Origin of the sequence: Streptomyces sp. NPDC092370 (assembly GCF_044755265.1) — a bacterium.
GTDB lineage: Bacteria > Actinomycetota > Actinomycetes > Streptomycetales > Streptomycetaceae > Streptomyces.
This window is the reverse complement of record NZ_JBIVQO010000010.1, coordinates 20052-32464: the sequence shown is the minus strand read 5'-3', so window position 1 is coordinate 32464 and position 12413 is coordinate 20052. Positions and strand designations below refer to the sequence as shown.

The following is a 12413-nucleotide window of genomic DNA, read 5'->3' as shown; positions in this document are numbered from 1 at the left end:
CGTCCGGTGACGCTTCATCAGGGGCGCCAGCGCGGGTCGTAACCGCTCGTCAGCTTGCGCTTGTTGTGGCGCCACCTGGGCTCGTGGTTGACCAGCTCGTTGGTCACGCCGCGCAGCCGGCGGATGACGGCCCCGTACGGCTTGACGACGAGGGACGACAGGGTGCTGCCCGGGGGCTCGTCCATGAAGGGCATGAACGCGTCGGGGAAGCCGGGCATCGTGCAGCCGATGCAGATGCCGCCGACGTTGGGGCAGCCGCCGAGGCCGCCCATCCAGCCGCGCTTGGGCACGTTGCAGTTCACGACCGGGCCCCAGCAGCCCGTCTTCACGAGGCACTTGGGTGAGTTGTAGTCCGTGGCGAAGTTGGCCTGCTCGTAGTACGAGCCGCGGTCGCAGCCCTCGTGGACCGTCTTGCCGAACAGCCACTGCGGGCGCAGCATGTGGTCCAGCGGCGGCGGGGGCGCGGAGCCGGCCGCGTGGTAGAGGACCCAGATGAGGGTCTCCATGAAGTTCTCGGGCTGGATCGGGCAGCCGGGCACGTTGACGATGGGCAGGCCGGCCTGGGAGACGTAGTCCCAGCCCAGGTAGTCGGCGAGGCCCATGCAGCCCGTCGGGTTGCCGGACATGGCGTGGATGCCGCCGAAGGTGGCGCAGGTGCCGGCGGCGACCACCGCCCAGGCCTTGGGGGCCAGTTGGTCGATCCACCAGTTGAGGGTCTGCGGCTCGCCGGTCTCCGGGTCGTTGCCGAAGGACGTCCAGTAGCCGTCGCCCTCGATGATGTTCTGGTTGGGGATCGAGCCCTCGATGACGAGGATGAACGGGCCCAGTTCGCCGCGTACGGCCGCCCGGTAGGGCGCCAGGAAGTCCTCGCCGCCCAGGCTGGGCGAGAGCACCTTGTTGACCAGGTTCACCTTGGGCAGGCCCGGGATGAGCCCGAGCACCAGGTCCTCGATGGAGGGCTGGTCGGCCGCGGTGAGCGAGACGGTGTCGCCGTCGCAGCTCATGCCCTCGGAGATCCAGAGGATGTGGATCTCGTCTATGCCCTTGCGGTCCTCGGACCGTTCGGGTTCCTTGCTGACTTCGGTGGTGCTGCTGTGTGTGGTCATGTCACTCGGCCTCCGCTGCGGGGGTCTCGGAGTCGGTCGTGTGCCGCGCCGGAGCTGCGGCGGGAGCCGGTTCCGACGGCTCGTCCGGGGATCCGGCGGGCTCGAGGGGTTCGAGCTCGTCGGGCCGGAAGTAGTGGAAGCGGCCGTACCAGTTGTTCAGTTCGGCGGCCGGGTCGTCGTCGAGGGTGACGGCGAGGTGCACGCTGCCGTCCACGTCGTGGAAGACGGCGGCGACCTCGGCGGTCCGCCCGTCCAGGAACATGTCCTGGGCGTCGGCGCCGCGTCCCCGGGGGCGGAGCCGCACGCGGCTGCCGCCGGCCAGGGGGACACCGTCGACGAGCACGGTGTCGCTGGTCGGCGAGAGACCGTCGTCGGCGCCCTCCTGCCACCAGGCGGGACGGTCGGCGGGCCCCTCGGGGGCGACCGGTGCCGGGGAGGTTACGGCGTCCTGCGGCCGGCCGGCAGGGGTCGTGACGGTGGCCCGGGCCGGGGAGGTCACGGCGCCCTGGGGCCGGTCGGCGGGGGTCGTGGGGGCGGCCGGTGTCAGGGAGCGGACCGCGCCGTGCAGCCGCTCGAACACCTCCTGCGGCATGGTGTCGACCCGGTCGAGGATCGCCGCCGCCCGTGGGTCGGTGGCCCGCGCCTCGCGCTTCTCCTCGTCGGTCAGCAGCATCGTGCGCAGGGTGAGGATCTCGTCGATCTCCGCCGCGTCGTGCAGGTCGCCCGGGCTCTCGGGGGCGACCTGGGGGTGGTTGGGCAGGATGATCGGCGCGGACAGCACGACACGGCCGGCGTCCCGGGCCTCACCGCCGAGGACGGGGAAGGTGAACTCGTTGCGGCACGCGCGCGCGAGCGCTTGCAGGTCCGTCGGCGGATCGATCAGCGAGACGAACTCCACTGCCTCGCCCCCGATGAGGGTGTGGGTGGCGATGAGGGCCCGGCGCAGCGCCTCGTCCCGCGCGGTGCCCGGTGGCGGGGCGGGCGCGGTGTTCGTGGTCAGTACGCGGATCCGGCAGAGGCCGTCGGAGAGCCGCTCGGCGGTGACGGTGGTCTCGGCCCGGATCTCCTCGCGGCTGCGCACCACCCGCCCGGCGCCTTCGGCCAGCGGCTCGATGTCCTGTCCTGCCACGGCGCCCACCGCGACGGTGTGTCCGTCTCGGAGGAGTTCGTCGAGCGGGACCTCGACCTCGCACTCGCGCGGCAGGGCCTCGTCGAAGGTCAGGTGCACCGTGCCGTCGCCGGTGCGCAGCGACTCGACGGGGCGGCCGGCTTCCTCCACCTGCTTGCGCTGCATCTGGAGGTAGCGCACCCGCACGCGTACGCGGGCACGGTCCGGCCGGCGGACCCGCAGCAGGCACTCGGTCCGCTGGTACCAGGAGTCGGCGGAGCCGGAGACACCGGGGGTGACGGGGCCGTCCGCCTCCACCCAGTCACGGGGGAACAGCACGCCGAACTGCCAGCGGACGCGGTTCTTGGCGGAGGAGCGGCGGTAGGGGTAGAGGAGGTAACCCTCGTAGAGGACGGCGTCGGCGACGGCGCCGAGCTGCTCGAAGGCGCCCGGGGCCAGGTCGGCGCCGCCCTGTGCGGCAGCGCTCTTCCTGCGGTCCTCGGCCAGTGCCTCCGCCATCGTGCCTCCTCGTCCCTGGGTGCACGCGCATCCCTTCCACCACAGTCACACCGCTCATCCACGGTCGCCTCCTCCGGCGCAGCGGGACTGGGCCGTTCGGGGTGGTCGAGCCGCCGTCAGGGGGCACGGGACGAGGAGCACGGCGACGGGCACGTCGGCGCCGAGGCGCGACGGGCCCGTATCGGTGTGGAGGAATCAGCGCTGCCCGTGGACGAGCCTGCGTGCCGGCAGCGGGACGACGACCGCGGTGGCGACCACGTGGGACACAGTCAGGAGCCGGGTTCTGCGCCAAGCAGCTTCTGGTAGCCGATGTCGGCGGCGAGGCCGACGAAGACGGGGAAGTGTTCGGCTGGTAGTCCACCACAGCCACTGCTCTCGGCAGTGATCCGCGGGACGGTCTCCTCAGTCCACACGGATTCCGGCAACCGCATCATCGAAAAGGATCGGTTCCTGGTGTGGATCAAGTAGGGGCCCGCTACCGGTGTGCACGGCTCGAACGGGGGGTTGCGGTGGGGATCACGGCACGTCACCGGGGGTGGGGCTCCGCGGCGGCCACAGCCGGGGATCAGGGCGCGCTCACCGGTGTTGCGCGTCGGCGGGGCTGCCGCGCCCGTGCCGCCGTCAGTTCGGCGGCGACGACCACAGGGGGGCCTCGGCGGTGGAGAGGTCGGGGCGTGCGTGGTGCCGGCGTGCGGGGTGTGCCACCGGCCGGAGGCGTCGCGGGCGACGTCGACGCCGACTTCCACCACCAGCTCCGGTTCCACCAGCGTGACGTGCAGCGTCTTGCTGACCCACCCCGGGGAGAACGACCAGCCTGTCCACGGATGACTGTGCCGGCCTGGCCCGAAGCGTCACGCACCGTCGCAGATCTGAGGCGTCGCTCCCAGCCAAGAGGCGTGCCGGATCGCGAGACAGCTTCTGTCCCGTTGTCACCCATCTGGCCTGCCGTGATGGCGAAGCAAACGCAGTCCGGCGAGGGTGGGGTGGGCTTCGCCGTTCACGTCGGCCAGCCCTTTCGACCGATCCTTAAGGAGTTCGGCCATGTCTGAACGCAACACTGCCATTCGCAGCCTTCATGATCTTGGTTTGGCTGCTTGGTTCGGAGGCTCGCTGATGGGGGCGGTCGGCCTCAACGGGGCGGCCCAGGGTGAAGGTGGCACGGAGACGAGCCGTGACCGGATCTCTTCGTCGGGCTGGGCGAAGTGGGCGCCGGTCAACGCCGCCGCGATCGGAGCGCACCTGTTCGGTGGTGGCGGGCTGCTCGCCGTGAACGCGCACCGTGTTGCTGCACAGCAGGGCGTGGGCGCCTCTACCGCGGCCAAGACCGTCATCACCGCTGCGGCTCTGGCCGCCACGGCCTACGCCCGCGTCCTGGGCAAGAAGGTCGAGCTGGCCTCCTCCACCGACCCCGCTGACGCCGAGAAGGCGCAGAAGCACCCGATCGATCTCGACAAGGCGCGGCGACAATTGGCGACTGCGCAGTGGGCGGTACCGGCCCTGACCGGATGCCTGGTCGTGCTCAACGCTCTGCACGGCGAACAGCAGCGCCCGACCGAGCAGATTCCCGGCATGTGGGAGCGGGCGCGCTCCGCCACCCACCTGATGTCGTAGAGCCGTGCAGGGGGCAGGAGTTTTGCCATGGAGCCTGGCAGGTCCCGTCCCATGGAAGCGGAGTGCAGTGTGGCGTCGGCCGGGCAGCGGCTGGCTGACACGGTCTCCTCGGCCGCCCTCTCCTCGACGAGCCGGTCCTTCACCACCTGATCTCTCGTCCGGCAGCGCGCGCCGGGCGAGGGTTGTTGGACGGCTTCTCCTTCGGCGGTCTAGTGGACAGCCAGCAGGCTCACAAGAGCAGGCGCAACGGCGCGGCGTTCCTCTTATAACAGCCCGGGCATCGCGGCCTTCAGCGCATCCATGACGGAATCAGCGCAGACGACTCGGCGCCGCCGTCGCCAGCTACGCCCTCGACGTGCACTACGAGGAAACGAGCCTGTACTGGGACCTGCACAGCCGCCAGGAGGTACGCGAGATCTTCGGGCCCTGGTTCAGCTACGCAGCCCTGCACGCTGAACTTGTCGACGGCATCGAAACCGGACAGCGAGCAGCTGTTCAATGGCGGTTCTCCGGCGAGATCCGCGCCGCGCTGCCCGGCGTGTGGCCCGCCCAAGCCATCGGCCGCCAGTTCTCCGACGCCACCGGCAACGTCCTCGGCCTGGTCGACGACGCGGGCAAGCGCACCCACACCTACGCCAACGCCAACGGCCCCACCGGCCTGCCCCGCGGCACCACCACCGAGACCATCCCCCACGGGCCCGTCACCGAGCCGCCTCGTCATGTCGTCCCGCTCGTCGGCGGGCGCTGTTCCGTTCTCCAGCTCGCTGCCTGCTGCCGAGCCCTGATCCATTCCTGCTCTCTACCTCGCCTGAGGACCTGGCGGTTACCGGCGAACCGGACGCGGCGGCGAAAGATCCCGCATGTCGGGTGAACGTACCAAGTCGCCGTGCGGGCAACCGTCCGCCCACTGCCCGATCCCTCTCGCTCGAACCCGGGCGCAATCGGTGCCCTGATCTGGACTGCTCGGGGTACTCGCATGCACATCATGCCCACAGGCCGCATGACGGCCCGTCGGCACAGACCACAAGGACAGAAGAGGACGGGAGGTGATCGCCGTGTCGACCATGCAGCCACCCCCTGTCGGCCCCGACCACAGAGGTACTCACACCAGCGACGAGCCGGTGAGCGAACTGGTGCAGCGGGCGTCGCAGCAGCTGACGGAGCTGGTGCGCGGCGAGCTGCGCCTGGCGCAGGCGGAGATGAAGGAGAAGGCTAAGCACTACGGCAAAGGCGGCGGACTGTTCGGCGGCGCCGGGATAGTCGGCTTCCTGATGTTGCAGGCGCTGGTCGCCACCGCGATCGCCGTGCTGGCCGTGCCGCTGCCGGTGTGGGCCGCCGCCCTGATCGTCACCGCTGTCCTGGGTGCGATCGCAGTGGTCATGGCCCTGAGTGGCAAGAAGCAAGTAAAGCAAGGCGCACCGCCCACACCCGAGCAGACGATCGACAGTGTGAAGGCCGACGTGGCCGAGATCAAGGAGAGTGCACACCGATGACCCAGCCGCCCCATGACGAGCAGACCGCTTCGAGCCCTGAGCAGCTGCGCGAGCAGGTAGAGGGGACCCGTCAGGCGCTCGGGCAGACGGTCGAGGCACTCGCGGCCAAGGCCGACGTCAAGGCCGAGGAGCTGAAGGCCAAGGCCGCCGAAACTGCGTCTCGGGTGCAGGACAAGCTTCCCGACCCGGTGAAGGACAAAGCCGCTCAAGCCGCCGAGCAGGCCCGGGCCAAGGCCGCGCAGGCTGCTCACCTGCTCCAGGAAAGGGCACCCGAACCAGTGCGGCGCAAGGCAGCCCAGGGAGCTCAGATGGCACGAGACAACCGCACCCTGCTGCTCGCGGCCGCAGGCACCGGTGTCGTGCTGTGGCTGCTGTGTCGGCGCAAGGGGTGATGAAAGCCCCGACGATCGCCTACAGCCGGTCGGCCTCGCTCTCGCGCCGTCAGCGGCACGCTCGCCTGAAACCTGTTCAACATTGACGTACCAGGCCCCTGCGGCCTGGTACGTGGACGTGCACGATCGAGAACAGGCAGCGCCGAAGCGGGAGTTTGAGCGATACGCCAGGCGCTCACCGCGCCGGCCATGCGTTGCAAGCGGCACTCCGAGGATGCCACCGCGTTGCAGGAGTAGATGCCAGAGGCTACGGCGTGGGTGAAATGTCAGCGTTCGATATTGTCCGACCGTGCTGAGGTTGCCGTGTGCCGGGGACGAACCCGCCGTCAGGCACCCATATTCCAATGCCGCTTGGGGGGTGATCCGTGCGGTGGCGTCGTTGACGAGCTTGATGCAGCGGCTTGCCTCGGTGGCGACCGCACCAGCTTCAACCGCACCGCCGGTCACTGACCGGGCCGAAGGAATTACAGTCCGTAGAAATCCCCGCTGTTCCGAACACGGCCAGACAACTCGGTGGCATGATTGTGCTTCTCGCGGGCAGGCGACGGGCGTGTCGTGCTCCCCGGCTGAACTTATGTCCCGGGTGAGCTCTTGCCTGGTCCAGGCCGGCTTTCAGGTGCTGGAAGACGCAGACAGCGGGATTCCGGGACTGCGGGTGACCGAGGCGTCCACAGGCGCTCTGGTCAGCTGGACGGCCTCGGACGGGTTCACCGCGCTCGCCCGCGACCAGGCAGGCCGTGCCCCAAGCAACGACAGCCTGAGAGTGATCGTGCAGGCCGCAGTGGCAGGGCTGCTCGTCCCGCTCGGCCACACCGTGACCGAAACGCCTGATGGCGGTGGCCTTCTGATGCTCGCCGAAACCGTCTTCCCCCGGGGCGACAAGGGCAGCTAGGCATCGGCCCGCCCGACTATTGGGGGCGGCGTCCGGTGATGTCCCCGCCGGGGTCGTCGGGCAGGGCGATGCGGGCGGTGATGCGTTTGCCGACCGGCTCCCGCTGGACCTCGAAGCCCTGCGCGACGGCCATGACGATCTCCAGTCCGTGTTGCCCGACTCTGCCCGCATCGGCGGCCCGGGCCACCGGCAGGACGGGATCGCTGTCCCACACGACCACTTCCACCAGGTCACCGATGACGCGCAGCTCCATCAGCACCGGCCCGGGAGCGTACTTGCGCGCGTTGGTGACCAGCTCGCTGACCACCAGCTGCGTCAGTTCCATCGCACGTGCGGACACCGGCAGACCGTGCTCAGCCTGGACGCGGGTGAGGAAGCCGACCGCCCGGTGACGTGCCTCGGCGATGCAGGATCCGTCACCGTCCAGGGCGACGGTGTCCTGTATCGAAGGGGCGCCAGGCAGCACGCTGTCTTCACCCTCGGGGACTGATTCCGCCGGATCCACCCTTGCTTCCCCCGTTCATCCGCCCGCGCATACCCCGGAATCTGCCTCACAAGCCGTGAGCTCAGTTACACAGAGGGCCGAACGGGTGTTCACCGTACTATCGGGGGCAGGCTGCCGACGCACATCGTGTCGGGGCCACAGTCCCCATCAGCGAGCGCAGCCGAGGAAACGGTGACAGACACCCACACGACAGGCCGGCCCGAACCCTTGTCGATCGACCACACCGCCGACGGCGGCGTCCGGGTACTCACCCTGCGCGGTGAGATCGACCACGCTGTCAGGAACAAGCTCACCCAGGCCCTGCTGTCTTGTGACGGAGCGGCGCCGCCGAAGACCGTGATGGACCTCAGCGGCGTGACCTTCATGGACTCCAGCGGCATCAACGTGCTCATCGCCGCCCACCAGAGCATGAGCGACGCTCAGGGGTGGCTGCGTATCGCCGGCCCCCAGGAATCGGTGCTGCGGACCCTGCAGCTCGTCGGGCTGGACCAGGTCATCGGTTGCCATCCCACCGTCGAGCAGGCCCTGACCGCCTGACCTGCCCGGCCACAGCGCTCTACCAGGCTTCCGCGCCCGGAGCATCCCGCCGGCGTGAGCGCCTCTGCACGGCCGCGTCCAGCTCCTGCCCCACCGATTCCGGCAACGGCTGCCCCAGCGCCCAGCCGATCACCATCACAGCCACGGTGTGCAGCTTGATGTTGGTGTGCTGGGACACCCTCACGCAGCACCTCGAACCCGGCAGCCGGCACAAGCCGGTGGATCGCGGTCGCCTCCACCACAGGTGCCTGGTCGGTGCGGAACCGAGGCCCGCGGTTCTCAGAGGTCGTTTTCTCCCAGTGTCGCATCCAGGAATCTGTTGTTTGATCTGTGGTGTCGGGTCGCGCCAGGAGATGGTGTTCTCGCCGCTGAGGCGGCGAGCCATGAGGTCGGTCATCATCGCCCCAGACGGTGAGACACTCGTACAACTCGGCCCGGAAGCGTGACGCTTCCGCGAACGCTTCTCCTGGAACAGCTTCAGGCAGCAGACTCACCCTCACGGCCTTCGTTCTGATTGGTGCACCTTGGTCGGAGCACATGATCAGGCGAAGGCCGCCTCGGCGTCCGGAGAATTACCAGGTGAGCGACCCAGTTCGAGATGCCGTTCGGAGCGCCGGGAGCTACAGATCAAGCTGAGGAGCCATGCGAGTTCTCACGGGGACTGGCGCTGCGAGCGCCGCGACGCGCGGAGAGTGACACCAAGGACTCCCGCCCGCACCACCGACCCCGGCGGGGACATCACCGGACGCCGCCCTCAGACCGCCCTCAGTAGGACACAACGCTCCCCGGTGGCCCCGCGCGTCCCGTTGCCGGAGCAACTCCCGGAGCAGGCGAACCCGTACACCACTTCCCAGGACGCGACCGGAGGCGCCAGCGGTGCTCTTGCAGGACCGCGAAGAGGACAAAGCGGGATTGTCGCTGGAGTGGGCGAGCGAAGAGACCGGGCAGCGATGGCGTGCGGGTCTGCCTGACCGGGCCCCGGCGAATGTCGCACAGTGGCCGGTCGCCCCGTGACGTCGCAGAAGATGCGTCCGGTACCGCGTTCGCCGTGCCACGCGTAACAGGGCCAACTCAATTCTTGGATACCCCGATTCAGATGTTGCGGCGCACAACAAATGAATCCTGGTTCATCGCCGACCTTTCTGCGAGGGTTTCGAATCGGCCTGGTTATTGGGCCGCTTACGGGGTCTGCACCAATCTCCGGCCCGGCCGAGCCGCCGGTCCGCAATCGCTTGCTGTGAAACCGGCGCCGTTTACCCAGATTCCGTGCGACCACGTCGGCCTCCGGCGCATGGGCACACATTCTCAACACGATGCCCGCATGAGCGTCAGGCGTGTGATGCAAGAGCGCCCGGAGAGGGTGGCTGATTCGTGCGCTGCCGACCTGCCGATACGGCATTGATTCGCTTCAAGTCCTTGATCTGAGCACATCAATGAGTCAGGTTCGTGGCGGACCCGATGCACGTTCGGTCCGAACCCTCACACCCCCCACACCACCTGACGAGGAGAACCCTCACATGGCATCTCGCGCATTCACACACAGAATGCAGCTCCTCACCGCCACAGCTGTCGTCGCGACCCTGACGGCCATTGGTCCGGCCTACGCGCACATAGCGCCCGAACCCACGGCAGAGGGCACTGTGTACGGCCTCGGTGCGAAGGGAGCCGTACCCGGCAGCTTCATCGTCACGCTGGACAAGAAGGCGAACAACTCCGAGCTGGCCAAGGAGTACGGCGGCAAGCTCCAGCGCACGTACACGACCGCCATCAACGGCTTCTCCGCCAGCGGCCTCTCGTCATCCGAGGCCAAGCGCCTCGCCGCTGACTCGGCGGTCGCCAAAGTCGTACAGGTCAAGAAGTTCAGCATCAACGCCACTCAGGACAACCCGCCCTCCTGGGGCCTCGACCGCATGGACCAGGCGGACACGGCCGGCGACAGCAAGTACACCTACCCCGACAGTGCGGGCGAGGGCGTAACCGCGTACGTCATCGACACCGGTGTGAGGATCTCGCACAAGGACTTCGCGGGACGGGCCACTTCGGGCTTCGACGCCGTAGACAACGACAACGACGCCAGTGACGGCAACGGCCACGGCACCCACGTCGCCGGCACGATCGCCGGCACAGCCCACGGTGTCGCCAAGAAGGCGAAGATCGTCGCTGTCCGGGTGCTCGACGACAACGGGTCGGGAACGACCGAGCAGGTCATCGCAGGCATCGACTGGGTCGCCAAGAATCATCAGGGCCCGTCCGTCGCGAACATGAGCCTGGGCGGTGGAGCCGACCCGGCCATCGACGAAGCCGTGAAGAAGGCCATCGCCGCCGGTGTCACCTTCGGCGTCGCCGCCGGCAACGACTCCTCGGACGCCGGGCAGGGTTCCCCGGCCCGTGTCGCGGAAGCCATCACCGTCGCCTCCTCGACCAAGGACGACAAGCAGTCCGACTTCTCCAACTTCGGTGCAGTAGTGGACATCTACGCCCCCGGCTCGGACGTCACCTCCGCGTGGAACGACAGCGATGATGGCACCAAGACCATCTCGGGCACGTCCATGGCCACACCGCACGTCGTAGGTGCCGCAGCCGCCTACCTGGCGGGCCACAAGGATGCCACGCCGGACCAGGTAGCCAAGGCCCTAACCGGCGGCGCCACACTCGACAAGATCTCCAACCCCTCACAGGGCACCACGAACAAGCTGCTCAAGATCGTCGAGTAGCCACCTGCGACCGGCGCCCGCCGCGCTGCCCTCACCAGGGTGCGGCGGGCGCCGTACGCTGCCAGGACCGGAGCCCACCGCAGGTCGCCGACACCCTGCACCGCCAGAATCAGCGGCGCCTCTCGCGGGGGTGCACCGCACTTCCCCCCGGGGGCATCCATATGGGCACTTCGCTGCGAGCTCTGCCAGTTGGCTTTGTCGAGCAGTTCGGTGGGCGGGTCCATGCCGAACGGCACGGACGAGCTGTTCACCGTGACGGAGTCGTTGCAGATGTTCCGCGGACGACATCGGTGTCGAGCGGCGGACGGTAGAGGACTGGAGTTACACCGCGAACCGGTGGCCGAAGGAGCGCCGCGAGGGGGGGTGTCGTTCACGGTCCACCGCATCCTGGCCTCGGTGGTCGACGAGGTCGAGCGGTGGGCGGCGATGGAAGACGCGCCGTTCAACCCGCGCACCGGCGCCCGGCAGTGGACGCCGGACGGCGCGAAGCGGGTCGTCGGCCAGCGTGTTGATCGCCCGGTGACGGTGGATGAGAAGGTCCAGGCTCTCGCCGATCTGACCCGTGATGACGAGGTCGCTGCGCAGGTTGCCACCGATCTACTGAAGCGGCCGACAGTGACCGAACACGTCACCCCAGCCGACGGGTGCGGGTTGTCACCGAGTTGACCAGGGACGACACGGTCGCGAAGGAGGTCACGACCAGCCTGTTGCGCCGTCCGGCGGTCGCCCGGACGGCGATGCGCGACGACACCACCCGGATGCTCTGGTGGCGGCTTGGAAAGGAACGAGCCCTTGGGGTACTTGCTCGGGTTTGTGAGGATATAGGTTCCCGGGGGGCAGCTCTCGTTACAGACCAACGACGGGGGCCAGTTGGGATCGCAGAGTGCCGGCGTGGGGCTGCAGGGAGCCGTCGAAGGCGGCGGAGCCGATGGTGAAGGCGTCGGCTCCGGCTGAGACGAGCGCCTGTATCTGGTCGGTGTTGGTGATCGAGCCGGCGACGACCAGACGGCCGGTGGTGGCGGCGCGGGCGGCACGGACCAGGTCGAGGGGGTCGGCATCGGTGGCGCGGTACGCGAGGAGGTCGACGCCGGCGCACCCCGCGGCCTCCGCTCGCCGGCAGTCGTCGGCGATGCGGTCCGGGTCGCCGGCGAGGCGGGTGGGGTGTCCCAGGGGTTCTCCGGCGAAGGGCAGATAACCGATGGACGTGCCGTGCAGGACGTGGAGGGTCTCCTCGATCCAGGTGCCGCCCATCAGCCAGTCGACGCCGAGTCCGACGGCCGTCCGCACCGAGGCAAGAGCCTGGTTCCGGTGGGTGCTGACGACTTCGAGGTAGGTGGTGGCGCCCATGTCCTTGAGGCGGGTGTGGAGCTTGGCGAGGGTGTCGGGGTCCACACCGATGTCCTTGAATCCGATGTGGGTGATGCCGAGGTCCGCGATGGTGTCGACGACCTCGAGGCAGTCGGTGACGGTGCGGTCGTCGCGGGTGAGCATGAAGATGAAGTCCATGGTGTCCTTCGGTTCTCTAGTGCCGGGGCT

The 12413-nt window shown here is 68.8% G+C and carries 13 protein-coding genes and 2 pseudogenes; 9 read left to right on the top strand and 6 right to left on the bottom strand.

From position 1 onward, the window contains the following. Positions 1–17: 17 nt before the first annotated feature. Together ACIQHQ_RS26980 and ACIQHQ_RS26975 are read right to left on the bottom strand one after the other, a co-directional pair. Entirely contained in the window at positions 18–1106 is a 1089-nt protein-coding gene (locus tag ACIQHQ_RS26980; RefSeq protein ID WP_402616150.1) for a hydrogenase expression protein HypE, read from the bottom strand. 1 nt (position 1107) lies between these two features. Beyond that, entirely contained in the window at positions 1108–2733 is a 1626-nt protein-coding gene (locus ACIQHQ_RS26975) for a hypothetical protein (protein WP_402616147.1), read from the bottom strand. 1041 nt (positions 2734–3774) lie between these two features. Here ACIQHQ_RS26975 and ACIQHQ_RS26970 point away from each other — a divergent pair. The 6 genes from ACIQHQ_RS26970 (at position 3775) to ACIQHQ_RS26945 (ending at position 7121) form a co-directional block, all read left to right on the top strand. Continuing rightward, the gene (locus tag ACIQHQ_RS26970; protein ID WP_402616145.1) at positions 3775–4344 is read left to right on the top strand and encodes a hypothetical protein; all 570 of its coding nucleotides are present in this window, start codon (positions 3775–3777) and stop codon (positions 4342–4344) included. A gap of 27 nt (positions 4345–4371) precedes the next feature. Next, positions 4372–4494: a hypothetical protein gene (locus ACIQHQ_RS26965; protein ID WP_402616142.1), complete on the top strand. Its 123-nt coding sequence runs from the start codon at positions 4372–4374 to the stop codon at positions 4492–4494. A gap of 205 nt (positions 4495–4699) precedes the next feature. Continuing rightward, positions 4700–5215, top strand: a complete 516-nt coding sequence (locus tag ACIQHQ_RS26960) for a hypothetical protein (protein ID WP_402616139.1) — start codon at positions 4700–4702, stop codon at positions 5213–5215. 193 nt (positions 5216–5408) lie between these two features. Continuing rightward, a complete protein-coding gene (locus tag ACIQHQ_RS26955) occupies positions 5409–5837 on the top strand; it encodes a phage holin family protein (RefSeq protein ID WP_402616773.1) in 429 nt (142 codons plus the stop codon). Beyond that, positions 5834–6229 (top strand): DUF3618 domain-containing protein, encoded by a 396-nt coding sequence (locus ACIQHQ_RS26950; protein ID WP_402616137.1) that lies wholly within the window; start codon positions 5834–5836, stop codon positions 6227–6229. The genes ACIQHQ_RS26955 and ACIQHQ_RS26950 overlap by 4 nt, the downstream gene beginning before the upstream one ends. Before the next feature lie 574 nt (positions 6230–6803). Beyond that, positions 6804–7121, top strand: coding sequence for a hypothetical protein (locus tag ACIQHQ_RS26945; protein ID WP_402616134.1), 318 nt, complete (start codon positions 6804–6806; stop codon positions 7119–7121). Between the two features lie 16 nt (positions 7122–7137). Here ACIQHQ_RS26945 and ACIQHQ_RS26940 read toward each other — a convergent pair whose 3' ends face one another. Continuing rightward, positions 7138–7587, bottom strand: a complete 450-nt coding sequence (locus ACIQHQ_RS26940) for an ATP-binding protein (RefSeq protein WP_402616131.1) — start codon at positions 7585–7587, stop codon at positions 7138–7140. Positions 7588–7797: 210 nt separating this feature from the next. Here ACIQHQ_RS26940 and ACIQHQ_RS26935 point away from each other — a divergent pair, with 210 nt between their 5' ends. Further along, the gene (locus ACIQHQ_RS26935) at positions 7798–8163 is read left to right on the top strand and encodes an STAS domain-containing protein (RefSeq protein WP_402616128.1); all 366 of its coding nucleotides are present in this window, start codon (positions 7798–7800) and stop codon (positions 8161–8163) included. A 19-nt stretch (positions 8164–8182) separates the two neighbouring features. Here ACIQHQ_RS26935 and ACIQHQ_RS26930 read toward each other — a convergent pair whose 3' ends face one another. After that, the gene (locus ACIQHQ_RS26930; RefSeq protein ID WP_402616790.1) at positions 8183–8341 is read right to left on the bottom strand and encodes a hypothetical protein; all 159 of its coding nucleotides are present in this window, start codon (positions 8339–8341) and stop codon (positions 8183–8185) included. A 129-nt stretch (positions 8342–8470) separates the two neighbouring features. After that, positions 8471–8560 (bottom strand): annotated as a pseudogene (locus ACIQHQ_RS26925) (IS5/IS1182 family transposase); the annotation flags it as partial. A gap of 1120 nt (positions 8561–9680) precedes the next feature. On the opposite strand from ACIQHQ_RS26925, the gene ACIQHQ_RS26920 reads away from it, so the two are divergent. Together ACIQHQ_RS26920 and ACIQHQ_RS26915 are read left to right on the top strand one after the other, a co-directional pair. Then, positions 9681–10877 carry a S8 family serine peptidase gene (locus tag ACIQHQ_RS26920; RefSeq protein WP_402616125.1) on the top strand — a complete coding sequence of 399 codons (1197 nt, stop codon included), beginning with the start codon at positions 9681–9683 and terminating at the stop codon, positions 10875–10877. 222 nt (positions 10878–11099) lie between these two features. Then, positions 11100–11812 (top strand): annotated as a pseudogene (locus ACIQHQ_RS26915) (DUF6192 family protein). Here the strand turns inward: ACIQHQ_RS26915 and ACIQHQ_RS26910 are convergent. Continuing rightward, positions 11724–12383, bottom strand: a complete 660-nt coding sequence (locus tag ACIQHQ_RS26910; protein ID WP_402616122.1) for a HisA/HisF-related TIM barrel protein — start codon at positions 12381–12383, stop codon at positions 11724–11726. The pseudogene ACIQHQ_RS26915 and the gene ACIQHQ_RS26910 sit on opposite strands and share 89 nt — an antisense overlap. Positions 12384–12413 lie beyond the last annotated feature (30 nt).

Bases quoted from the DNA above. Each gene is read 5' to 3' on its own strand.
- ACIQHQ_RS26980 (WP_402616150.1), bottom strand. From the start codon at position 1,106: ATGACCACACACAGCAGCACCACCGAAGTCAGCAAGGAACCCGAACGG.
- ACIQHQ_RS26975 (WP_402616147.1), bottom strand. From the start codon at position 2,733: ATGGCGGAGGCACTGGCCGAGGACCGCAGGAAGAGCGCTGCCGCACAG.
- ACIQHQ_RS26970 (WP_402616145.1), top strand. From the start codon at position 3,775: ATGTCTGAACGCAACACTGCCATTCGCAGCCTTCATGATCTTGGTTTG.
- ACIQHQ_RS26965 (WP_402616142.1), top strand. From the start codon at position 4,372: ATGGAGCCTGGCAGGTCCCGTCCCATGGAAGCGGAGTGCAGTGTGGCG.
- ACIQHQ_RS26955 (WP_402616773.1), top strand. From the start codon at position 5,409: ATGCAGCCACCCCCTGTCGGCCCCGACCACAGAGGTACTCACACCAGC.
- ACIQHQ_RS26950 (WP_402616137.1), top strand. From the start codon at position 5,834: ATGACCCAGCCGCCCCATGACGAGCAGACCGCTTCGAGCCCTGAGCAG.
- ACIQHQ_RS26945 (WP_402616134.1), top strand. From the start codon at position 6,804: ATGTCCCGGGTGAGCTCTTGCCTGGTCCAGGCCGGCTTTCAGGTGCTG.
- ACIQHQ_RS26920 (WP_402616125.1), top strand. From the start codon at position 9,681: ATGGCATCTCGCGCATTCACACACAGAATGCAGCTCCTCACCGCCACA.
- ACIQHQ_RS26910 (WP_402616122.1), bottom strand. From the start codon at position 12,383: ATGGACTTCATCTTCATGCTCACCCGCGACGACCGCACCGTCACCGAC.